This window comes from Rahnella sp. PD12R (assembly GCF_019200965.1).
GTDB lineage: Bacteria > Pseudomonadota > Gammaproteobacteria > Enterobacterales > Enterobacteriaceae > Rahnella > Rahnella laticis.
The window spans coordinates 228068-251782 of sequence record NZ_JAHTMS010000002.1 but is presented as its reverse complement, the minus strand read 5'-3'; the positions used below and the strand labels follow the sequence as shown (position 1 = coordinate 251782).

20 protein-coding genes and 2 tRNA genes are annotated in these 23715 nt (G+C 51.0%); 15 read left to right on the top strand and 7 right to left on the bottom strand.

Going from position 1 to position 23715, the window contains the following annotated elements; translation table 11 throughout:
* Nucleotides 1–49 precede the first annotated feature (49 nt).
* Nucleotides 50–2533: a hypothetical protein gene (locus tag KWG64_RS05080; RefSeq protein WP_218521134.1), complete on the top strand. Its 2484-nt coding sequence runs from the start codon at nt 50–52 to the stop codon at nt 2531–2533.
* Between the two features lie 848 nt (nt 2534–3381).
* A complete protein-coding gene (locus KWG64_RS05075) occupies nt 3382–4653 on the top strand; it encodes a phospholipase D family protein (RefSeq protein WP_255562090.1) in 1272 nt (423 codons plus the stop codon).
* Between the two features lie 232 nt (nt 4654–4885).
* On the opposite strand, the gene KWG64_RS05070 is transcribed toward KWG64_RS05075, so the two are convergent.
* Nucleotides 4886–4961: transfer RNA gene (locus KWG64_RS05070), tRNA-Asn, on the bottom strand.
* Between the two features lie 262 nt (nt 4962–5223).
* Here KWG64_RS05070 and KWG64_RS05065 point away from each other — a divergent pair.
* Both KWG64_RS05065 and KWG64_RS05060 read left to right on the top strand, forming a co-directional pair.
* Nucleotides 5224–6249 carry an LLM class flavin-dependent oxidoreductase gene (locus KWG64_RS05065; RefSeq protein ID WP_218521133.1) on the top strand — a complete coding sequence of 342 codons (1026 nt, stop codon included), beginning with the start codon at nt 5224–5226 and terminating at the stop codon, nt 6247–6249.
* 225 nt (nt 6250–6474) lie between these two features.
* On the top strand, nt 6475–7686 hold the full coding sequence (locus KWG64_RS05060; protein ID WP_218521132.1) for a multidrug effflux MFS transporter: 1212 nt from the start codon (nt 6475–6477) through the stop codon (nt 7684–7686).
* On the opposite strand, the gene KWG64_RS05055 is transcribed toward KWG64_RS05060, so the two are convergent.
* Entirely contained in the window at nt 7683–8732 is a 1050-nt protein-coding gene (locus KWG64_RS05055; RefSeq protein ID WP_195812535.1) for an alpha/beta hydrolase, read from the bottom strand. The genes KWG64_RS05060 and KWG64_RS05055 overlap by 4 nt on opposite strands.
* A 245-nt stretch (nt 8733–8977) precedes the next feature.
* Here KWG64_RS05055 and KWG64_RS05050 point away from each other — a divergent pair, with 245 nt between their 5' ends.
* The 6 genes from KWG64_RS05050 (at nt 8978) to KWG64_RS05025 (ending at nt 13929) form a co-directional block, all read left to right on the top strand.
* A complete protein-coding gene (locus KWG64_RS05050; protein WP_195812534.1) occupies nt 8978–9658 on the top strand; it encodes a heavy metal response regulator transcription factor in 681 nt (226 codons plus the stop codon).
* Between the two features lie 15 nt (nt 9659–9673).
* Entirely contained in the window at nt 9674–11077 is a 1404-nt protein-coding gene (locus KWG64_RS05045; RefSeq protein ID WP_218521131.1) for a heavy metal sensor histidine kinase, read from the top strand.
* Between the two features lie 68 nt (nt 11078–11145).
* A complete protein-coding gene (locus KWG64_RS05040; RefSeq protein WP_218521130.1) occupies nt 11146–11625 on the top strand; it encodes a cupin domain-containing protein in 480 nt (159 codons plus the stop codon).
* The gene (locus KWG64_RS05035; RefSeq protein ID WP_218521129.1) at nt 11603–12364 is read left to right on the top strand and encodes a carboxymuconolactone decarboxylase family protein; all 762 of its coding nucleotides are present in this window, start codon (nt 11603–11605) and stop codon (nt 12362–12364) included. The genes KWG64_RS05040 and KWG64_RS05035 overlap by 23 nt, the downstream gene beginning before the upstream one ends.
* 11 nt (nt 12365–12375) lie before the next feature.
* On the top strand, nt 12376–12966 hold the full coding sequence (locus KWG64_RS05030; RefSeq protein ID WP_218521128.1) for a flavodoxin: 591 nt from the start codon (nt 12376–12378) through the stop codon (nt 12964–12966).
* 111 nt (nt 12967–13077) lie between these two features.
* Nucleotides 13078–13929 (top strand): aldo/keto reductase, encoded by an 852-nt coding sequence (locus KWG64_RS05025; protein WP_218521127.1) that lies wholly within the window; start codon nt 13078–13080, stop codon nt 13927–13929.
* A 53-nt stretch (nt 13930–13982) separates the two neighbouring features.
* Here KWG64_RS05025 and KWG64_RS05020 read toward each other — a convergent pair whose 3' ends face one another.
* Nucleotides 13983–14876: a LysR family transcriptional regulator gene (locus KWG64_RS05020; protein WP_195812949.1), complete on the bottom strand. Its 894-nt coding sequence runs from the start codon at nt 14874–14876 to the stop codon at nt 13983–13985.
* 497 nt (nt 14877–15373) lie between these two features.
* On the opposite strand from KWG64_RS05020, the gene KWG64_RS05015 reads away from it, so the two are divergent.
* Both KWG64_RS05015 and KWG64_RS05010 read left to right on the top strand, forming a co-directional pair.
* A complete protein-coding gene (locus tag KWG64_RS05015) occupies nt 15374–16108 on the top strand; it encodes an HNH endonuclease (RefSeq protein ID WP_218521126.1) in 735 nt (244 codons plus the stop codon).
* Nucleotides 16109–16560: 452 nt separating this feature from the next.
* Nucleotides 16561–17169 carry a dTMP kinase gene (locus tag KWG64_RS05010; protein ID WP_218521377.1) on the top strand — a complete coding sequence of 203 codons (609 nt, stop codon included), beginning with the start codon at nt 16561–16563 and terminating at the stop codon, nt 17167–17169.
* 77 nt (nt 17170–17246) lie between these two features.
* On the opposite strand, the gene KWG64_RS05005 is transcribed toward KWG64_RS05010, so the two are convergent.
* From KWG64_RS05005 to KWG64_RS04995, 3 genes are all read right to left on the bottom strand, one after another.
* Nucleotides 17247–17322, bottom strand: a tRNA-Asn gene (locus tag KWG64_RS05005).
* 143 nt (nt 17323–17465) lie between these two features.
* Nucleotides 17466–18242 carry a DgsA anti-repressor MtfA gene (gene mtfA, locus KWG64_RS05000; protein ID WP_218521376.1) on the bottom strand — a complete coding sequence of 259 codons (777 nt, stop codon included), beginning with the start codon at nt 18240–18242 and terminating at the stop codon, nt 17466–17468.
* 202 nt (nt 18243–18444) lie between these two features.
* Complete coding sequence (locus KWG64_RS04995; RefSeq protein ID WP_255562089.1) at nt 18445–19986, bottom strand: EAL domain-containing protein; 1542 nt, start codon at nt 19984–19986, stop codon at nt 18445–18447.
* Between the two features lie 259 nt (nt 19987–20245).
* Between KWG64_RS04995 and aqpZ the strand changes: the two genes are divergently transcribed.
* Both aqpZ and KWG64_RS04985 read left to right on the top strand, forming a co-directional pair.
* Entirely contained in the window at nt 20246–20941 is a 696-nt protein-coding gene (gene aqpZ, locus KWG64_RS04990) for an aquaporin Z (RefSeq protein ID WP_195812523.1), read from the top strand.
* 105 nt (nt 20942–21046) lie between these two features.
* Entirely contained in the window at nt 21047–22060 is a 1014-nt protein-coding gene (locus tag KWG64_RS04985; RefSeq protein ID WP_195812522.1) for an alpha/beta fold hydrolase, read from the top strand.
* A gap of 76 nt (nt 22061–22136) precedes the next feature.
* On the opposite strand, the gene KWG64_RS04980 is transcribed toward KWG64_RS04985, so the two are convergent.
* Entirely contained in the window at nt 22137–22643 is a 507-nt protein-coding gene (locus KWG64_RS04980; protein ID WP_152326023.1) for a phenolic acid decarboxylase, read from the bottom strand.
* Between the two features lie 165 nt (nt 22644–22808).
* On the opposite strand from KWG64_RS04980, the gene KWG64_RS04975 reads away from it, so the two are divergent.
* Nucleotides 22809–23705: a LysR family transcriptional regulator gene (locus KWG64_RS04975; protein WP_218521125.1), complete on the top strand. Its 897-nt coding sequence runs from the start codon at nt 22809–22811 to the stop codon at nt 23703–23705.
* The last annotated feature ends 10 nt before the right edge of the window (nt 23706–23715 follow it).

Sequence of the window (23715 nt, the reverse complement as noted above, 5' to 3'; positions counted from 1 at the left end):
AGGTTATGCAACTTCAAGGTGAACGACCTTCATTTCAACAGGGAGAATTATGGCTCACATCAGCGCCATCGTGACGTTACGACCAATCCGATTCGCATTCCTCGTAAAACCCAACGATAATCAACGATTAATAGAAATCTTACAAATAAATACCTGCCTGTGGGGTGGCCAATTTAACCCAATCATTCCCATTTTGGGTCATGTCCCCAAATGGTGGAATCGGAATGATTACAAACCAGAGAGCGCCTTGCAGATCGTAAATGGCTATCTTGATGCTTTCGAGCCTGATTTCCTTGTTGAGGCTGAGGCGGGATTGGCTACAGGATTAGGCTTTGATCCAGACCGGATAGTGCAACTGTCAGACATGCTAAGGCGAGCTGACGAACCGCGTGGCAGAGCGGGCCTTGATGTCTTCGACTTATATAAAGATCTGTATAAGAAGCAATTTCAATTCGTACGTAGGCATGATCACAATATTGTTGATGTTATACCACAGACGAAATCTTTTAAGTCATTCTGTGCCTGCCTTTTTGGTAGCTTTCCCGAGGCTGATGACCTTGAATATTTTGGTCAAGGATTCCGGGATGCATTTGACCCCAAACAGATCGAACTTACCGCAGAAGTACTCACTGAACTGTACAAGGATGGATTTAAGTCAGCTTTACAAATCGGCCACTCAAATATTGACATTAATTATGACGACCATGCAGATCCAACGCTCTTCGTCATGGATGCACAGGATTCACGCGATATCATCGACTACTGGAACCTTCGTGCTGTAAGGAGAAATCTTCGCGCCATTCCAGTCCAATGGCTTGAACAACTTTCTCCTTCGTGCAGAGATTATATTGAGCATTGCCATCGACCACTTCCAGGAAATTTGCACGGTGTAATGACCCACGCAACCGTATTGTTTGGAAGGTCACTCCCTTCGGTAGACATTGAAAAACTGTACGCTAACTACTTACGAGTGGAACGTGATGGGGCAAATGTCCGACAAGATTGGTACCCTCCAATTTGGCGTCCGTCCCCACATTTTGCCGTTCGTAATACGCGCCCCATTCTCTCTGCAGCAAAGAAAACGTTCGACACGCAAATTGAGGGGGATCGTACTGAACTTCGATTCGACAATCTCCATCCAGATTTTGCTGATAGATATGGCAACAGCGACGCTCGTTGGACGAACGTTGTGAAACTTCAAAATTGGTCAAACACAGACCGAATCGCAACCGTCTTTCCAAGCGATTTCCGGGCGCCTAAGTACCCTCGTTTCAAATCTATACAGAGCAAAATATTACCAACGACAGAAGGATTCGTTGTCTTTTGCCGTTTCAAAAATACTTCAGACTTCTGGCAACTGAATGATGGCACTGTCGCAATCAGTGAATGGCTAAAAACTAATGGAATCGAAAGCCAGGTCTCCGATGCAGGACAAGCCACACAGCAAATTGTTAACACACTAGGTGGTTTCTGGGGCATTAGCAGTTTTGCTCACGCAGAGATCGTGAAGCTTCTGAATAAGATCTCGCGGAGTCCCATCTCACCCTCAATTCAAAACCAGGAATTTCAGAACAAAATTAAAAACGCGGTCAAGGGTGATATATGGCGAAATAAAAATGCAGAAACTTTAATTGAACGTGGTGCTGTTGAACTTGGCTTAGAGTTGAAGTGTTCAAAATGCTCAACTTGGGGATGGCATGCACTTCGCGAGCTGGATCATGAAGTAGCATGCAGCCTTTGCCTAAAAAAGTTCCGTTTTCCATCCCTAGATCCAAGTTCAAGTCAGTTCTCTCGTTGGGCCTACAGGCTTATTGGTCCGTTCGCACTCCCTGACTACGCTCGTGGAGGATACGCCGCATCACTGACATTGAGATTTCTCGCTAAAACATTCGGAAATCATGACGCTAATGTCACATGGTCAACTGGCCAAATACTGAAGTTGGCCCCAAAAAATCACATTGAAGCTGATCTCATACTTTGGCATCAACGCAAAGTCTTCAATAGACTAGATCACCATGTAGAGCTTGTATTTGGAGAGGCAAAAAGCTTCAGGGGCGAGAATTCCGAAGAGAAAAATGGAGTAGCTGATGCTTTTGAAGTAGAGGATGTAGAAAGAATGAAACATCTTGCTATCCGCTTTCCGGGTGCGATTCTCGTTTTTGCAACCATGAAGCAGGCCGGAGCTCTTTCCCCAGCAGAGATTAAGCGGATTGCAAAACTCGCTGCTTGGGGGCGTGAATACATTCACGATCGCCAGAGAACAAGGGCTCCCGTGATACTATTAACTGGTTTAGAGCTGTTTGCACCATATTCGCTTTCTGAAGCTTGGGATACTGTAGGTGGCCGCCATGCTGAAATGGGAAATGGACACGCCTATACTGATGATCTTCGCATTCTGGCCGATATGACTCAGCAACTGTACCTAAACATGCCGTCCTATAGCGAGTGGTTACGTGCAAAGTGGGAAAAACGGAATCAGCGTCGTCAGTTACGAGCTGCACCTAAGCTTGAACAAGATGCCGGCAAAGAATGATGATGACCCTACTCTAAACCACTCTAGTTTTCTGCAGGGGGCAATGTTCGCTCATCACTCAAAACCGCCACTTAACTCCCACAAAAACCAAAAAGCTCGCTTAGTTTCCTAAGCGGGCTTCTCTAAATTTGGCCCCTCTGACTGGACTCAAACCAGTGAGATACGTATTAACAGTCCACTGTTCTACCGAATAGGTCTTCGAAGGCAGAGGATTTATCCGTGTTTAATTGATTTCGTCGTAACTCACGCCCTTTCGTTGATAATTACTAGTCAGCACTAAGTTATAAGCCCTTAGCAATGCGGAGTAATTAATCGTGAAAGACTCCGGTGGCAAGTGGGCTAGGGTGATTAATTTTCTTCAGTCTGATATTTTTGATGTTATGATTTGAATAGCCGTAATTTGTTTTTAAATTCCCCTTAAATAAATGAAGGTGACTTGTGGTGTACTCAAAATATACAGTGAATCAATCATTCGGTTCCCTGTCTTGTATTTTATTTTTTATAAAAACCCCCTGAAAATATTATGCGTTAGTATATTTAGCAGAAAGTATTATTTTTATGAATAAGATTAATTTTAGTTTAATTTAATGTTAAAATTAGGATGGTGTATATATTCAATGGCAAGTTTCCATTCTTATAAGTTAATTTTTTCCTAGAATATCACCATTTTTATAGAATTGTTATGAACCTTTTGATATAATATTGAAAATAAAAGTAACCATTCGTTCATAACAGCCTACGAATTCGGCTTATACTGCCTACTTGCCGTTTAAATGTAATACGGTCAGTTAAGTCTGATATCTAAGGTACATGGCCCATTTTGCTGGGATATCTATAGGATAAGACTGATGGATTTATATACTAACCGTACTTCAAAGAATGACTTCATTAAACACGGTATCATCAACCATATTGAAGATGGTATGGATCTATTTATTGCTTCAGCATTTTTTACTGAGTCTGATGTTGTTGATGAACTCCTTGCTAGAGGGTGTCATTTGAGAATAGTTGTTCGCCTCGGTTTTCCAACCTCGCCAGCAGCACTTGAAAAGCTACTAAATCACAATAAAGTAGAAGCAAGATTCTTTACGAATAATTCTTTCCATCCGAAACTATACATTTTTGGTGATAAAACAATCTTATTGGGTTCTGCTAACCTAACCCGTTCTGCAATTTTATCTAACCAAGAAGTTATGGTAGGGCTAGACTCTGAAGATCATCGATTCGCTGAGCTACAAGAATTGTTTGCTGAATATTGGGATGAGGCTGAAGTTCTAACCAAAGATGCCATTAAAAAGTATCGCAGCATTTATAGTAAATTCTCTAAAATAAACAGAGAGTTGTCAGAAATGGAAAACACTGTTACTGAGATGATGGGTGATGTAAACTTCTCTAATATCAACCGCGGAAAAAAGAAATCTACTATTAAATCTATCTTTTTGGATACTTACCAGAAATCTTATCAAGAAGCTGTAACTGCATTCCGTCGAATTGAAGATGTATACAAAAACCATAATAGGAAAGTTGAGTCAGAGCTAATACCACTGCGACTAGAAATTGACTCTTTTTTTAGTTTTGTTCGAGATTTTTATGCAAAACAAGATACTTGGAAGCATCAACCCCTTGGGTGGAATGAAAAACAAAAATATAGAGCAGAAAATCTTATTGATGAATGGTTAACAACGAAATGGGAGCATTTCGAGGAACGAATCGTACCAATAAATTACCCACTCATCAAACGAGTGCTAGGATCTAAGGAGTCAATAAAATTAGCTTCAATGGGTGATATAGTTGATGCTTTTTGTGTATTACATTCTTTTCATGATCGCTTCCGTTTCTATAAAGGCGGCCTCGAAACACTGAAAACCTTTTTCATTGATTACAATGAAGAGGAACAAGTTAAGAATACTCTGACCTACCTTCTATACGGCACAAAGGACACAGTAGTGCGCATGGCGGATTGTATTTATGATAGTGATTATAAGCTAAACCATTTTGGTAAATCGAATATCCAGGAGCTTATAGGCTGGATTAATAAAGAGGAGTTGCCTGTAATCAATGGTAGGACAACTAAAGTTTTAAGATATTTTGGAAACCAAGTCCGTCAAATAAATGAGTAGTTGTGAGGATATAGTTTATTAGCCTTCTCAAGGGAGCCAATTTAATAATCTCATAAAAACGATGATCACCCAGCGGTGAGTCGCTAACATAACCGGGCTATTCACTTTTAAGCCTCTTTGGTCCTTGTGAAGTCAATTTTTCGTTACCGCTTCTAACTCAATTCAAAACCCAAAACCCAAAACCCAAAACCCAAAAAGCCCGCTTAGTTTCCTAAGCGGGCTTCTCTAAATTTGGCTCCTCTGACTGGACTCGAACCAGTGACATACGGATTAACAGTCCGCCGTTCTACCGACTGAACTACAGAGGAATCGTGTGAACGGGGCGCATAATAACGGGTGATGACGTCGTTGGCAAAGGATTTTTTACATCTGCGTTTTTATGGCGACTATTTGTTCAGGTTATTAAAAAACAAGCAAAAAAGTATGCTCTCCTTCAAATTTATTGAATCCTTATGTTAAACAAATGATATTTATTCTCATCCTGAATCGCGTAGAGTGAATCTATTAATGCGGCCTGGCGGAAAGGGCCTCTTTGCGGATTATCTCCCTGAATATGAGGATGAATACTCGATGAAAAATATTGGATTTTTATCATTTGGTCACTGGACGCCATCGCCACAGTCCGGCACCCGTTCGGCGGCTGACGCTTTGCTGCAATCTATTGATCTGGCCGTCGCCGCTGAAGAACTGGGCGCGGATGGCGCATATTTTCGCGTGCATCACTTTGCGCGTCAGCTGAGTTCGCCGTTCCCGCTGCTGGCCGCGATTGGTGCGAAGACCAGTAAGATTGAAATCGGTACCGGCGTGATCGACATGCGTTATGAAAATCCGCTGTATATGGCCGAAGACGCCAGCGCGGCGGATCTGATTTCCGGCGGGCGTTTGCAGCTGGGGATCAGCCGGGGTTCACCGGAGCAGGTAATTGATGGCTGGCGCTACTTTGGTTATCAGCCTGAAGAAGGTGAAACCGAGGCGGATATGGCGCGCCGCACGACGGAAAAGTTCCTGGACGTGCTGCGCGGTGAAGGTTTTGCGAAACCGAATCCTCAGCCGATGTTCCCGAACCCGCCGGGCTTGCTGCGCCCTGAGCCTTATTCTGAAGGTTTACGTGACCGCATCTGGTGGGGCGCGGGTTCGAATGCGACCGCAGTCTGGGCGGCGAAGCTGGGTATGAATCTGCAAAGCTCGACGCTGAAAGATGATGAAACCGGCGAGCCGTTCCATATTCAGCAGGCGGCGCAAATCCGTGCATATCGCGCGGCGTGGGCCGAAGCGGGGCATACACGCGCGCCACGCGTTTCTGTCAGCCGCAGTATTTTTGCGCTGATGGATGACCGCGATCGTATGTATTTTGGCGGTGGCGGCAACGATGGTGACAAAGTCGGTTATCTCGATGAGAAAACCCGCGCCATCTTCGGGCGCAGCTATGCGGCGACGCCGGACAGGCTGATTGAACAGCTGAAACAGGATGAAGCGATTGCTGAAGCGGACACGTTATTGCTGACTGTGCCCAATCAGCTGGGCGTGGATTACAACGTTCACGTTATAGAGTCGATCCTGAAACACGTGGCACCGGCGATGGGCTGGCGCGACTGAACTGCCTGAAATCAACAGTTAAGCCGGTAACGTTAAGCCGTAAACTTTAAGCCCTAAAAACACTACGCCCGCCGGGTTTTCCTGAGCGGGCATTTTTGCGTCTGGCGGGGAGCAACAGCCCGCATTCATGAATACAGCTCATAATCTCTATCCGATTCCCCGCCATTATCTCCCGCCGTGAACCCGCTAGTATAAAGTCCTCTCCTTATTTCCCGATGGAACACCATGACTGATTCTCAGGCACGATCGCAGATCGCTACCGGAAAAACGACCGGCCTCACGTTTGTACTTATTCTCAGTGCATTAATGGCTTTCACGTCTTTATCGACCGACATTTATTTACCGGCCATGCCACTGATGGCGAAGGATTTACAGGGCGACGCGGAACTGACCATCACCGGGTTTTTAATCGGTTTTTGTATTGCACAGCTGATCTGGGGGCCGGTAAGCGATCATTTTGGGCGTCGTCTGCCGCTGTTTATCGGCATGGTGTTGTTCGTCATCGGTTCCGCCGGTTGTGCGTTATCCACGGATATCGGGCAGATTGTTTTCTGGCGCGTCTTTCAGGCGCTGGGCGCATGCACCGGCCCGATGCTGGCGCGGGCGATGATCCGTGACCTGTTCAGCCGTACCCGCGCGGCGCAAATGCTTTCGACGCTGATGATTATCATGGCGATCGCCCCGATTGCCGGGCCGCTGCTGGGCGGGCAGATGATCAAAGTGACTTCCTGGCATTCTATTTTCTGGCTGCTGGCGGTGATCGGCACATTCATGCTGATTTCCCTGTTCTGGCTGCCGGAAACCTTACCGGAAGAAAAGCGCGTGAAAGCGTCACTGCTCAGTGCCTTTCGCAACTACATCACGCTGCTGAGCAACACGCAGTACATGCGTTTTACGTTGTGCCTGACGTTCTATTACGTCGCGGCGTATGCGTTTATCACCGGCTCACCTTTCGTTTACATCACCTATTTTGGCGTCGAGCCGCAACATTATGGCTGGTTGTTTGCCGTCAATATCGTCGGACTGATGGCGGTGAGCATGGTTAACCGGCGTCTGGTGCATCGTTATCCGCTGGAAACGTTGCTCAGGTACGCCGTGTGTATCGCAATGCTGGCCGCACTGGTGCTGGCGCTGGCGACCGGCGCAGGGATTGGCGGGATCGGCCTGATTGTGGCGGCAGTATTTGTTTTCTTTGCGATGAACGGCGTTATTGCCGCGACATCAACCGCCGCCGCGCTGGACGCCGTGCCGAACGTTGCCGGTTCTGCCTCTGCGCTGATGGGGGCGTTACAGTACGGCAGCGGGATTATCTCTTCATTGTTGCTGGCGCTGCTCAGTGACGGGACGCCGTGGACGATGGGCTGGATTATTGCGGTATTTACCGTAGCCAGCGCCGTGATGGCACTGACTACGCGAGGGGCTAAAACGGCGGGTTAGATATTTTTGTCGAAGAAGGTATCGAGCTTGGTCATTGCCTGATCGACATAACGCGGCACCCAGTACGTCTCGATGTGCGTCGCGCCTTCGATCAGATACAGCTCTTTATTTTGTGTGCCGGTGGCCTTTTTAAATGCACTTTCAGTCATGTAAAGCGAGTCGGCTTTGGTGCCGGCCATCATCAGTAAAGGCTGGTTGATGAGGTCCATACTGGTCGATGCATCAAAACTCATCAGATCCAGCAGGCTGCTGGTGGTGTAGCGGAAGGTCGAGTTCGGGTGCGCGTGAGTTTTTCCGTAGTACTCGAAGCCCTGACGGTACAGATCAAACGGGAGTTTCGCGACCTGTTCGTCGGTGAGCTTCGCGTCGCCCGTATAACTGATTTCGCCCGTGGTGACTTCTTTGATGCGTGCGTCGGTTGCCTGTTTCAGGCGTTCCTGAATGGTGGAAATCTGCGAGTCCTGATAGCCGTTGCGGCGCACCAGGCCGGAGTTAAACATACTCAGCGTTGCCAGTGCTTTGAAGCGCTTGTCGGTCTGGGCGGCTTTCAGGGAATAACCGCCGCCGCCGCAGATGCCCAGCAGGCCGATGCGTGCGGTGTCTACGCCCGGATACTGGCTGATGTAGTCGGCCATGCCGTGAATATCTTCAATGCGGTTTGCCGGTTTATCGACGCTGCGCGGCATACCGCCGCTGGCGCCCTGATACGCCGCATCGGCCGCAATGGTGATGTAGCCGTGTTCGGCGAGGCGCTGTGCGTACAGCCCGGCGACCTGTTCTTTTACGCCGCCGTTAGGGTGCGCGACGACCACCGTCGGGTATTTTTTGGCCGGGTCGTAGTTGGCGGGCGTGTAGACATTCGCGGCAATCTGAATGCCGTGAAGATCGTATTTCACCGGATGAATGTTGACCTTGCCCTGGACGTTTTCGGTGATCGCGCCGTCATAGACCAGCGTGAACGGATTTTTGCGGTAATCAGCCGCATGGGCGGACGTCATTCCGGCAATGGCTGTCAGCAGCATGGCGCTGAGGAAAGTGGATTTCATGGTATCTCCCGAATGTGTGGTGCCCGCTGTCGTTGTGATAACGAAACGGACGTTCGACTGTGAATGAGCCCGGTTCAGGGTAGGGCGGCGGGGCTGTCAGCACCGTGACGGGAAAATAACAATTCTGTCAGTCAGGAAACTACGTAACTGACAGAATTGTCAGGAAAATGTCAGCCAGCTGTAGGGGATGGAACGCTACTATCGCCCCTGCACGCGGGCACAGGAAAGCTTGAGAGGAAATCAGGATGCGACTGTTACTGGTTGAAGACGAAGAAAAAACATCGGCGTATCTGAGCCGCGCGCTGGGCGAATCCGGCTTTACCGTGGATGTCTCGGCGGACGGCGCGGAGGGGCTGCACTACGCGCTGGAATTCGATTACGACGCGATCATTCTGGATGTGATGCTGCCGGGCATGGACGGTTACCGCGTGCTGGAAGGGCTGCGTGCCAGTAAACAAACGCCGGTGCTGATGCTTTCTGCACGGGGTTCGGTAGACGAACGCGTCAAAGGCCTGCGTCTGGGCGCGGATGATTACCTGCCAAAACCGTTTTCCCTGATTGAGCTGGTTGCGCGAATTCAGGCGCTGGTGCGTCGCCGTACAACGGATGGTGCCGATATCACGCAGCTGCAAATTCACGATCTGCATCTGGATCTGCTGGCCCGCCGCGTTTTTCGTGCCGGTGCGCGGCTGGAACTGACGGCGAAGGAGTTTGCGTTGCTGAGCCTGCTGGCACGCCATCAGGGCGAGATCCTCTCCAAAATGATGATTGCCGAACAGGTGTGGGATATGAATTTCGACAGCGATGCGAACGTGGTTGAAGTCGCGATTAAACGCCTGCGCGCCAAGATTGATATGCCGTTTGAGGGCAAGCTGCTGCATACCGTTCGCGGTATGGGCTACGTCCTTGAAGTCAGGCCTGAGTAAGCGAAGGAGAAACGCATGTTCAGACGTTCGATTTCGCTCCACATGGCGCTGATGTTTGCGCTCGCCGCCTTGCTGATTGTCTCGGCGATCGGGATTTTGCTGCGAAGCTCGCTGCATGATTCTTTGCAAAAACAGATGCATAACGAGCTGCTGTTTCGTGAATCGCTGATGAGCCCGTGGATCACCGCGCGCACATCGGCGGAAGGCTGGTCAACGCTGGCCGGTAAATTCACGCTTCTGGCGAGTTCGGAGGGCGAGCGGGTTCGCTACTGGATTGTCAGCGACGATCCGCGTTTCAGCGTGGGCGGCACGCCGCCGGTAGGCGTTACGTGGTCATCCCTGCAAGAGGGATTCAATAAACTGCCCGGTTCCTCTGAAGGTTCCTGTTCGCTGTTTCTGCTGGTGAAAACCCTGCCCGCCAACGGCGACAGACCGGCGCTGCGCTATGTTGTGGCTATTGATTCCACGCCGTATATGGGCACGCTGGATGCGTTTACGCAGACGCTGATTGTGATTACGGCGCTGGGTGCGCTGATTGTCGCCTTGCTGGGATACGCCGTTACGCGAATCGGGCTGCGGCCGGTCGGCGCGCTGAGTGATCAGGCGCAGCAGCTTGCGCCGGGAGATCACGGGCAGCGGCTGGACACCAGGTTTTTACCTCACGAGCTGCAACCGCTGGCCGCCTCGTTTAACGGCGTGCTTGAGCGGCAGGAAATCGCCTGGCGGCAACTGGAAAGCTTTAACGCGGATGTCGCCCATGAACTGCGCACGCCGCTGACCAACCTGATTGGCCAGACACAGCTCGGCCTTTCGCGTCGCCGGTCATATGAGGAGCTGGAAGAGTTGCTCGGCTCGAACCTCGAAGAACTCGGGCGGATGACGTCCATCGTCAATGACATGCTGTTTCTTTCACACGCGCACGCCGGTGAACATGCGTCCCAGCTAACGCGCATTTCCCTGCGTGAAGAAACGCTGAAAACGGCGGAATACGTCGAGCCTTCTTTCGCTGAAAAACAGCTTTCTCTGGAAGTGGAAGGGGATGTCACCGCCCTGATTGACCGGCGTCTGTTCCACCGTTCGCTGGCGAATCTGCTGGAGAACAGCGCCCGACATTCACCGCCGCAAAGCACCGTGACCGTCCGGTTGAGTGAGCAGAATAATCAGGCGTTCGTTGCCGTCTCTAACCCCGGCGAGCCTATCGCGGCGGGGCATCTGCACCGTCTGTTCGAGCGTTTTTACCGGGTGGACTCTTCGCGCACCAAAAGCGATACGCATCATGGCCTGGGGTTATCCATCGTCCGCGCGGTGGCGATTATGCATCAGGGCGATGTGTTTGCCCGCAGCGAAGGCGGCGTCAATACCTTCGGACTCACGCTGGCGATGACGGCTGACAAGATTGTCAGGAGGCCGTCAGCCTGACGACATGTCACCCCCGTTAGAATCATCGCGACGCAGCATCCACATTACTGGCTAAAAGGACGCATCGCATGATCGGGAAAATACGTTATTTCGGGCTGATTCTGCCTCTCATCACTTTTTCTGTTACCGCTCAGGTTCCGCCTGCGCCGGTGCAAATCGCCGCCGCAGGAACGCAAAAACCGGTCACCGGCCCGGCGGAGAATTTCACCGGCCATGTGCGGGTGGATCCTTTATTCCGTGCGGATAAAGACATCAGCGCTTCCGGTGCCTATGTCACTTTCGAACCGGGCGCCCGCTCGGCCTGGCATACACATCCGGCCGGTCAGCGGCTGATTGTCACTTCCGGCGTGGGCCTGACTCAGCAGGAAGGCCAGCCGGTGCAGATCATCCGCGCCGGTGATGTCGTTTCGTGCCCGCCCGGCGTTAAACACTGGCATGGTGCCGCGCCGGGCAGCGCAATGACGCATCTGGCAGTGACCGGAATTGTGCAGGGGAAGAGTGTTGAATGGATGGAGAAGGTGACCGATGAACAATATCACGCGCATTAAAACCCTCGCGGCGGCGGCATTACTGATTTTCGGCTCCGGCCAGATGTCATTTGCCGCGCCGCCCGATACAACAGGAGCCTCAACAATGAACACGCAATCCAGCGTTTCCGAAACATTGTCTGCGCGTCAGCAGGCCATTCCTTTAATCGCCGCGTTTATGGCAGGCAGCCAGATGGAAAAACTCAGCGCCGCGCTGAATCAGGGGCTGGATGCCGGGCTGACCGTTAACGAAACCAAGGAAATCCTTGTGCAGCTTTACGCGTACACCGGTTTTCCGCGCAGCCTTAACGCATTAACCGAACTCATGAAAGTGGTCGAAGCCCGCAAACAGCGCGGCATTCACGACGCTGAAGGCCAGGAACCGGTAAGCCCGGTCCCGGTCGGGGAAGAACTCCGCCGCACGGGAACCGCCAATCAGACCAAAATCTCCGGTGCGCCGGTGCAGGGCCCGTTGTTTGATTTTGCGCCGGTGATAAATCAGTTTCTGCAAACGCATTTATTCGGCGACATTTTTGCCCGCGACAATCTGGACTGGCAGAGCCGCGAGCTGGCAACGGTCGGGGCGTTAGCCGCCACGCCCGGCGTTGAAGCGCAGCTGTTATCCCACACGCGGGCAAGCTTGCGCGTCGGGCTGACGGCGGGGCAGCTGCAACAGCTGGCGCAAACCCTGCGTGAAAATGGTGAAAACGAAGCGGCGTCCCGCGCTGAACATGCGCTGCAACTGGCCACTGCAAAATAAAGGAGAGGGCGATGTCAGAAGAACATGATCCGGCGCGCAGAATCTTGCTCACCGCGCTGGCGGGGTTAACGCTCGCCAATGTCCCGCTGGTCGCGGCGGCCAGCGATAACGCCAATGTACTGAGCAACAACCGCACGCTGGTGGTGTATTTCACAAGAAGCGGCAACACGCGCGTGATTGCGGGCGTCATCCACCGCAGCCTGAAAACCGATCTGTTTGAAATCGAACCCGCGAAACCTTATCCGGAAGATTATTTCCAGACCGTCGCGCAGGCCAAAAGCGAACACGACCGGGGAATTCTGCCCGCCTTAAAAAATACCGTTCCCGACATGGCGGGTTATCAGACGGTCTATCTGGGCTTTCCCGTCTGGGGCACCAGCGTGCCGCCGGTGGTGCAGACTTTCCTGAGCACTCACGATCTCGCCGGTAAGTTACTCATCCCGTTTATTACCCACGGCGGCTACGGAAAGGGCGACAGTGAAGACGTCCTCGCGCGACTGGCGGCGGGCGCAAAACGCGAAAAACCGCTGGTCATTGAAGGCAGTCAGGAAAGAAGAACCACAGAAACCGTCACCAGCTGGCTGGAAACTGTACGCAGCTGATGTCCCGCAATTAATGAATTCGGCTAATGAACCCTATCGGATTAGGGCCTCTAATCCGATTAATCGCTCTGCGTTATGCTTATCTCAGGCACAACACTCAAGGATAACGTCATGCAAACAGTAAAACTGAACAACGGTATTGAAATGCCCCTGCTGGGCTTTGGTGTCTTCCAGATGACGGACGCCGCAGAATGCGAGCGTGCCGTTATCGATGCGATTGAAACCGGCTACCGCCTGATTGATACCGCCGCGTCTTACCAGAATGAAACGCAGGTGGGCAACGCGCTCAGGCAAAGCGGCATTGCGCGCGACGAACTTTTCGTTACCACCAAACTGTGGTTACAGGGCGCAAGTTATGAAGGCGCAAAAGCGCAGTTCGAGCGGTCGCTGAATCGGCTGCAACTGGATTATGTCGATTTATATCTGATTCACCAGCCGTATGGTGACGTTCACGGCGCGTGGCGCGCAATGGAAGAGTTACATCAGGCAGGGAAAATCCGCGCGATTGGCGTGAGTAACTTCCAGCCGGATCGTCTGGCAGATCTGATGGCCTTTAATAACGTCGTTCCTGCCGTCAACCAGATTGAAGTGAACCCGTTCAACCAGCAGCTGCATGCGGTGCCGTGGATGCAGAGCCGCGGGATCCAGCCGGAAGCCTGGGCGCCGTTTGCGGAAGGCAAAAACGGCCTGTTCCAGAATCCGGTGTTAGCGGCGATTGGCGCAAAATATGGCAAAAGCGTGGGGCAGGTGGTTCTGCGTTGGGTCTTCCAGCGCGGCATTGTTTCGCTGGCAAAATCAGTGCGCAAAGAGCGGATGGAAGAGAACATCAACGTGCTGGATTTTGAACTGAGTCAGGACGAAATGATTAAAATCAGCGCGATGGACACGGCGACCAGCGCCTTCTTCTCGCACCGTGATCCGGCAATGGTTGAATGGCTGACGGGCCGCAAACTGGATGTCTGATATCCCTCATTTATAAAACATCCGCGACACTCAAAAGGTGTCGCGGTTTTTTTCTATTCTGAATAACGCAGCGCATCAATCAGCAGCGCAAAAGCGGGCGGATGCTGTTTTCGGCTCGGGTAATAAAGATAATAACCGGGGAAATACGGGCACCATTCTTCCAGAATCTGCACCAGCTCGCCCGATTTCACGAGATCGGTAATCATATCTTCCGGCACGCAGGCAATACCAAAACCGGACTGCACGGCATCGATTCTTTCGGACAGCAGGTTGAACGTCAGTTGGCCTTCAACCCGCACACGCAGCGGTTTTCTGTCCTTCTCAAACTCCCAGTGATACACGCCACCGGCGGTCGGTAAACGCATATTAATGCACTGATGATTCTGCAAATCATGCGGCGTCTGCGGAATGGGATGCTCCGCGAAATAGGCCGGGGAGCCGACCACCGCCATACGGATGTCCGGGCCGATTTTTACCGCAATCATATCTTTATCGACGCTTTCGCCCAGACGAATGCCCGCGTCATAACGCCCCTCGACGATATTCACAAACCCGTTATCGACGACCAGCTCAATACTGATTTCAGGATACTGTTTCAGAAACGGCTTCAGCTTCGGCCACACCAGTTTGCGCGCCGAGTGTTCTCCCGCCGAAAGACGGATATTCCCCGAGGTCTTGCCGTTCAGATGCAGCAGCGTTTCCAGCTCCTGCTCAAGATCTGCCAGACGCGGCTCGAGGCAGGCAATAATGCGTTCACCCGCTTCCGTTGGCGTCACGCTGCGGGTGGTGCGCGTCAGAAGCCGGATATTCAGACGCTCTTCCAGCGCTTTTATCGCGTGGCTGATGGCCGATTGCGAAACATCAAGCTTACTCGCCGCCTTGGTAAAACTTCGCTCTCGCGCTACGACAAGAAACATCTGCAATTCATTAAAGTTTTCTTTCAGCACGGCCATTACCTTTTTCAATACGATCAGCCGCATACAGAACTTACGATGACAGCCGGGGATGGGGTTATTGTAGCGGGAATGGGGGGGGCATGTGAAAATTTGTGTAGTGGCAGTCTTAGGTGTGACTGATTTTATATGTGGTAATAAATGAAATGCCGTTCAATTAAAATAGCCTGAAAAGGAATTTCATATGGTGTGCAACGATATCAAGTTCTTTGCCACTTTATAAGTTTATGGAAGTAGAGCGATTACAATTATGAAAGTGTGCATTATATAGCATGCTATTATTCTATTATATATAATACCACTTGAATTAATTCAATGGCGAAATTACTTTCTTTATTCCATCAGAACTATGTCTAATGTATCATGAAAGTAACTTCCTCTTTCTATCATAAAGCAAGTTGTAAAATTATAGCGTCTTTCCCTTCTCTGGAAAAATGTACTTGCTTGTGGTGATGGAGAGCGATTTCCGAAATACGGCAAAGGATTTCATAATGTCACGTACAGATTTTATTAAGTCATTAGGGGCTGGGTGTAAGAACTGGGCATGGAGTTGGTCATTCATTGATGAAGTTAACAAAAAGATTATTTTTGGTGCATGGGAAGACCTCAAGTCAGTTGATGAGAAAAAAGTTCTGATTTTATCAGATGATTGGAATGAAAATGAAAATGGTAGCTCTAAGTTAGGCTACATTCAGGCTCGTGAGCACTTGAATAAAGTTATGTTGGAAGGCTACCAGCTATACACCTTTAGTCAAAAGCGTAGAAAAGGTGTTGATGAAGCTAAAGCGGCTAAGATTGAATCATTTATTCCGACAATCGAACTTAAGTACTTAGTAAGAGAAGGTAATGGTTGGTATGCCACTGAACAGGAACAATACAGTTATACACCGGAAATATTGGAAGAATACTATGAGGGTGATAAAAAGGAAAAGTGGAGTACCTATTATGAACGAAATCCTAAAGCACGAAAAGAATGTCTTGAGTATCACGGTTACAGTTGCAAAGTTTGTGATTTCAACTTTGAAAAAACCTACGGTATTTTAGGGAAAGATTACATTCATGTTCATCATATAAATCCTATCGCGACTATTAAAAAAAGATACAAAATTAATCCTAAAGATGAACTTGTGCCTGTCTGTGCGAATTGCCATGCTATGATTCATATTGGAACTAAAACTCTATCAATATCGGAACTGAAAAATATAATTCAAAAAAATAAAGTTTAATAGTTCCAGAGAGAATCTGTCCTCCCTGGAACTGTAATGTTCCCTGCTATGACTGTGACAGTTAATGGACGCGCTACAACTTGTACCTTTCGGCCAACAAAGAAACCCAAAAGCCCGCTTAAGTTTCCTTAGACGGGCTGAACTGCTCCCCGTCGATTAGTTCATCCCTATGTAAGTAATGTCTTCATGAGTCACATGAGGACATCCCCATGAAGAAGTGGTTTCCTTAGATTACACCGCTCAGGTCGCAACATATCTGCAATGACCATAGACGGCTTTAATCCTCGTTTTTAAACGAATGAGTTAGAATCATTGCCAGAATGTTCATCAGCCGTTTATCTGCTTCATCGCTGATGAACGAACAGGGCGGATCGCTATTCATACGAAGGAACAAAGATGTTTTTGCCAGATTCAGGTTTTACAAAAAACGCATATCAATCGTCTACAGAAGCATGAACCGACAACTGTTTGTCTCTCTGGACGGGCCCAAGGGAGCCGGTAAAACCACACTGCTGGAAGCCATGACGAAAGTACTCAGGGCAGACAACAAGAAGGTGATCCGACTTTGCGAGAAAAAAAGCGATCCCTTCAGGGCGGAAACAATGGCTCTTGTTAACAGACTCGCCAGAAATCCCTCCCTGGATTTAGAACGGGAAGTTTGTGAGCGCCTTGCGGATAGCCGTGCCTGGATTTCCCGGAATGTGCTGACTAAACAGCCACCGGACAGCATTATCTTGATGGATCGCTGGTACCCCTCAGATGCCGCGTTTCGCAGGATGGTGCCATTCGCAGAGATTTTACAGCTTAATATTGAACGAAACGTGAGAACGCCAGACCTTCATGTCGGGGTTGTTACTGCGCCTGAAATTTCATGGGCGAGAGCCGCGGCCCGGACGCGTGGGCTGAGCAGTACGGTGATTCATAAGCTGGAAGAACATGTCGCTTGTACCCAGGCGTTCGAGCGGGAAATTGCCGGTCAGGGCTGGGTTTTATGCCGTAATGAAGGGACGATTGAAGACGCAACGAGGCAGGTGATAGTTGAGATTTACAAAGCGCTTTGATGCTCCGATGGCACCGGTTTCGCGAGCTAAAAACCAAAAAGCCCGCTTAAGTTTCCTTAAGCGGGCTTTTCTAAATTTGGCTCCTCTGACTGGACTCGAACCAGTGACATACGGATTAACAGTCCGCCGTTCTACCGACTGAACTACAGAGGAATCGTGTGAACGGGGCGCATGTTATCCAGAGGGGCGCGGAGTGTCAACGCTAAAATCACGAAAACCCTCCGACTGCTCAGCAACTAATCAATACGGCGATAAAACAGGACTTTTCCATTGCAAATCGCTGTAGATCACGCGGGTTAACAATCGCAGCGCTGGCCGCGAAGTTGCCTTGCCAGCGGGTCCTGCTGGTAAAAACGGGTGAAATGACCGTATACCAGCGGAAAACGTTCTGAAAGCAGTTCAGGCGCACTAAAAAAGTATTCCGATAACACCGCAAAGCATTCTGCCGGATCGGTCGCGGCGTAGGCGTCCATGCTGGCGGCTTCTTCGCCGACGGTGTCGATTTCATCTTGCAGATTTTGCATGGCGGCCTGCAAATCGTGTTCCCACGCGACCACTTCCCGCAGCGGGATTGGCGGAATGCCGCTGACTTCGCCGCCGTTGCGCATATCGAGTTTATGCGCCGCTTCGTGGATCACCAGATTGAAACCGGAGTTGTCGAACGAATCTTCGATGTCCTGCCAGTTGAGCACAATCGGGCCCTGATCCCAGCTTTGCCCGGCGTGTATTTGCGTACCGGCGTGAACCAGCCCGTTTTCATCCTGCCACGGGGAATCGACGACGAAAGGGGAAGGGTAGAGCAAAATCTCATGAAAACCATCGAGCCAGGATGCGCCCAGTTCCATCACCGGCAGGGCAAACAGCAGGGCGATACGCGCCTGCATCTGTTCCGTCAGTTCGATGCCCTGTAAGGGAACCAGCCGCTTCTGATTCAACAACTGACTGGCGACCTGAACCAGCCGCTGTTTCTCGTCATCGTTTAGGGAGGATAATAGCGGAATATTCAGAGCGTCATTCCACGCGTCTGATTTTTCAATTTTCAGGTCATTCGCTTTCCACGGCCACTTAATCATCATCTTGCTCGCAAAGTGATCATTCGAATTTTCAGCAGGGTTCACTGACAGAGTAGGTCAATACATGTAACTTCAACAAGTTAGCCGCTCTGCCGGGCTGAGTCTGTGTGGATGTTACACATCGGCGGATTTTTAGCAAAAAGCGCACGCATCTTATAAGACGTAGCTCACGTTATTATTCTAGTCGCAGAATATAAGGCTGTTATCGTTGCAGCCATTTTTCCATAAATTCTGTTACCGGCACCGGCTTTCCGAAAAAATAACCCTGAAAATAGTCGAGATGGAAGGGCGTCAGATAGTCGATCTGCTCCTGAGTCTCAATGCCTTCCGCCACAATGACCATCTGCAAACGCTTCGCCAGATCAATCACGTTATCCACAATATGCCCGGCCAGCGCGTCCGTGCCGATGCGGCCAATAAAGCTCTGGTCGATTTTGAGGATGTCGATGTGGAATTTTTGCAGGTACGTCAGGCTGGAATGACCGGTACCAAAATCGTCCATCGCAATCAGCACCCCCATTCTGCGCAGCGCACTGAACAGGCTGTGAGTGATTTCACTCGATTCAATCAGCTCGCGTTCGGTCAGCTCCAGCACCAGCAGGACCGGTTTATCTTTGAACGCGTGCAGAAACGCTTTGCAGTCTTCAACCAGCGTCAGGTCTTTGAAATGCCCGGCACAGATGTTGAAACCGAAATGGAAATTATCCGGCAGTTGCGCGGCAACCGGCCCGAACTGATCGCGCACCTGCGCCATCATCAGGCGGGTCATCGGCACAATCAGGCCGCTCTCTTCGGCCAGCGGAATGAACTGATACGGCGGGATCAGGCCCGACTGCGGATGCTGCCAGCGCATCAGCACTTCGCCGCCGGTAAGCCGGTGATTTGTGCCGTCGACCACCGGTTGCAGGAACGGAACAAACTGCTTTTTCGCCAGCGCATCTTTCAGCGTGGAGATCGGGCTGCCCACGCGGCCAAGCAGCATGTAGGTCATGAACGCGATAAAAATGCTGACCAGCGGGAACAACACCAGGCTGACGGTGGCGTAATCAAATACATAGCGCCACTGGTCACTGTTACGGATCACCAGCCGCATGTTGTAGGGATAACGCGCCGACGCCAGCGCCATTCTTGTGCCATCCGGCCAGCCTTCGCCCTGATGAATTTTGCCCTTGCTGTCCATCCACTGATCGCCGACCTGCAAAATCAGGTAAGCGTGCGTGCTGAGCAGTTCAAGAATGTTATGCAGGAAATAGCCATCCACGCCAATCAGTATGCCGTTGCCCCTGATATCGCGACGATAAGCAATCAGCGGATGGCCCGGCGTGACGGGATTACCGCTCATGAGGAGTAAGGTTTCGCCTGCGTATTTGTCGGTGGAAACGTAGTCGATCTTTTTACCAAACAGCGAGGTGCAGTAGATGGTATCGCCGCGATAAAGGTTAACGGTTCGGACATTCGGCACGCGCGCAACTTCCCAGCGTAAGGCCTGAATGACGTCCTGATCGCAGTCCTGGCCGACCAGGTGCTGGACGGAATCGGCAGCGGTTGAGGCGTTGTTGAGCGTCATGTCCACAAGGCGGACAGATTGCGCCAGACTGGCGGCGGTATCGCGGCGTAATCCTTGCGAGGTTTGCCAGGAAATAGCCAGTACACCCAGTGCAGCCACAATGAAAAATGCCAGAACGGAAAGGCAGATCCGGATATACGGTCGGTTTAACCAGTTTAAGGCCAAAGGGAGTTCCACCAGTGAGCGCCACAGAAAGAAGTTTCGTTAAGTTAATAATAACCTATAAAGACTCAATCCTCTGTGACACCACACTTTTAAGATATTTACCGTCCTGATAATTAACATGCATTTGATGTAAATCATGAATGCTTCACTGTTTCCAAAATTTAGTGTTTTTCCGAATCACCAAGAGTATTATCCCGCCGATCACCTTTCACGAGGTTATTTCGTGTGGGAGAAGGTGAAATTCTCAGATTATTCTAACAGGGATCTTGTTATGTTCAGGAAATTATCTGCCGAGTTTATCGGCACATTTGTTTTGGTATTTGGTGGGTGTGGTAGCGCGATTTTTGCGGCGGGCTTTCCCGGCCTGGGGATTGGCTTTGCAGGCGTGGCGCTGGCATTCGGTCTGACCGTTCTGACCATGGCGTTCGCCGTCGGCCATATTTCCGGCGGCCATTTTAACCCGGCGGTCACGCTCGGATTATTCGCGGGCGGACGCGTTCCGGGCCGCGACGTTGTGCCTTACATCATCGCGCAGGTGATTGGCGGGATTGCGGCAGCGGCGGTGTTGTACGTTATCGCCAGCGGTCATGCTGGTTTTGACGCAACGACCAGCGGTTTTGCTTCCAACGGTTACGGCGAGCACTCACCGGGCGGCTACAGCCTCGCGGCGGCGATGGTGGCGGAAGGCGTTCTGACGGCTATCTTCCTGATCGTTATCCACGGCGCAACCGACAAACGCGCACCGGCGGGTTTTGCTCCGATCGCGATTGGTCTGGCGCTGACGCTCATTCACCTGATCAGCATTCCTGTCACCAATACCTCTGTTAACCCGGCGCGCAGTACCGCGGTGGCGATTTTCCAGGGAACCTGGGCGTTAGATCAGCTGTGGATGTTCTGGCTGATGCCTGTTGTCGGCGGCGTGATCGGCGGCCTGATTTACCGCTGTGTTCTGGCCTCTAAAGACTAAAACCAGTTCGTGCTGTTTCGGTTTTATCGGGTTTTACTGGCGGCTTAAAGTTTGTAGCATAAGACTTTAAGCCGCCTGTCCGATAAACGACAATAGGACTGAACGATGTTTCCCCGTTTGAAATTGCTCTTTTGCGCTGCTGCTTTATCCCTTTGTGTCACCGCGCCCGCTTTTGCGGCCGATGCGCCTTCCTACGGTCCGCAATTACAGGGTTTTGATTACCCTTATCCTATCAAACAATATTCCTTTACCTCGCAGGGTGCGCCGCTGCAAATGGGGTATCTCGACGTCGCGCCGACCGGGCATAAAAATGGCCAGACGGTGGTGCTGATGCACGGCAAGAATTTCTGCGCCGCGACCTGGGGCGATACCATCCGCGCGCTGGCGGTGAAAGGTTACCGCGTGATTGCGCCCGATCAGATTGGGTTTTGTTCCTCCACCAAGCCGGGGCATTATCAGTACAGTTTCCAGCAACTGGCGAACAATACGCATGACCTGCTGAAAAGCCTCAATATCAAGAAAGCGGTGATTGTTGGGCATTCCACCGGCGGGATGCTGGCGACCCGATACAGCCTGATGTTTGCGCCGGAAGTGTCAAAACTGGTGCTGGTGAATCCGATCGGGCTGGAAGACTGGAAAGCCAAAGGCGTGCCTTACCGCACGGTCGATCAGTGGTATGACCGCGAGCTGAAAACCTCGGCGGACAGCATTAAGCAGTACGAGCTGAAAACCTATTACGTGAATAAATGGAAACCGGAATATGACCGCTGGGTTGATATGCTGGCGGGGCTGAATAACGGGCCGGGGCATAAACTGGTGGCGTGGAACTCGGCGCTGATTTACGACATGATTTTCACGCAGCCGGTGTTTTACGAATTTAAAAATATCCGCGTTCCGACGACCTTAATGATCGGGACGTCCGATACCACGGCGATTGGCAGTGATATCGCGCCGCCTGCGGTGAAAGCGAAAATCGGCAATTACAAAGTGCTGGGTAAACAGGCTGCGAAGCTGATCCCACACGCGAAGCTGATTGAGTTTGCCGGATTAGGGCATGCGCCGCAGATGGAAGAACCGGAGAAATTCAACGCGGCGTTGCTGAAAACGCTGGCGCGCTGATTTAAAGAAACTCAGCAGAAAGAAAAGCCGCAGTGCATGACGCGCTGCGGCTTTTTTATTGCGCTAATGACGTGAATTAACGCAGGTTATCCGGGAAGTTAGCCGGTAATTCACTGGCGGCGCAGTCGATGACGGTATCGTTATCGGCACCACAGTCACGTACAAAAGTGATGGTGGCGAATTCGTCGATCACTTCGGTCGGATACGCCGGGCCAGCGTCGCGGTAAGAATTCATCAGCGGAATATGGTCGTTCTGGAAGCAGACGGTTTTTTCCGGATTGTTCATGATCCAGCGCGGGAAGAAGATGGTGCCGTGGAACACGTTGTCGGCCAGATTCACAATCAGGCTGACGTCGGTGCCGGTCGGTTCAGTCCAGGAAATTTTGTAGACGTCGGACGCCACGCGGACGATGTAAGCGCGCTGGTCTTTCACCCAGCGATTACCCACCAGGCCGCTGTGAATGCGGTAGTCCAGCGTTTCGGCGTTTTTCACATAAATTTCGTAATTCCAGCCGTTGTCGTAAGTGTAAACAACGTGTTTGCCCACAAAACCGCTCAGGTCATGTTTATCGAAGCTGCTCATCGTAATTCTCCTTAACTCAGTGTTGGGATGAAACGTTTCATTTCGTTTCGTTGAGAAGAAGATTACACTTCATAAATCAGATATAAAAACGCTGATTTCCGATATAAATAATCTAAAAATCAGAACGGTTATGCGCTGAAAAACGCATTGGACAAGGAGAACTCTATGGCACTTCCGCGTACGACGCTTGAACAATGGGTGGTTTTACAAACGGTTATCGAGCAGGGCAGTTATGCTCAGGCGGCGCAGGTGCTTAACCGCAGCCAGTCATCGGTCAGTTACGCGCTTAGTGGTTTACAGGAACGCCTCGGGCTGTCGCTGCTGGAAATCCACGGACGTAAGGCGGTGCTCAGCGAACAGGGGCGCGCGTTGCTGGTTCAGGCCAGCCCGCTGATCACAGCGTTTTTGCAACTGGAGCATCGCGCCGCCGGTTTGAAAGACGGCGTACGCACGGAGCTTAGCCTGGTGGTGGACAGCGTATTTCCGAAAAATCGCCTGTTCCGCGCCCTGAAAGCGTTTCAACAGCAGTTCCCGGATACGCGGGTTCATCTGACGGAGATCCTGCGCGGGGAAAGCATCGAACAGCTTAACGAGCGGTCGGCGGATTTGTACATCACCACGCTGGCGCCGGAGAATGCAATCCACGGGCGCTTTTTGCTGGATGTCGATTTTGTGCCGGTAGCGAAAAGCGATCATGCGTTGCTGCAACTTCCCGTTCCGCTGACGGCGCAGGATCTGGCGCGTTTCCCGCTGATCAGCGTCGCGGACCGGCATATGCCGCGCACTGATAATCACTCTTCCGGGACGATTGCGAACTGGACATTTACCACCGTTGGCGCAGCGATGGAGGCGATTGCGGTGGGCGTCGGATACGGCTGGCTGCCGCTGGAAAGTGTGCAAAGTGCGCTGGATAGCGGGCAACTGAGTCGTCTTGCGTTATCGGCCAGAACGGTGCGGCAAACGGCGTTGTATATGGTGCTGGATAATGAATCGGAGCGGTTTGATCAGACCGTCAGCGCGCTGGCAAAAAGCATTCTGGCGGAATGTGGTTTGCTGCCCTGAAGCAGGCAGC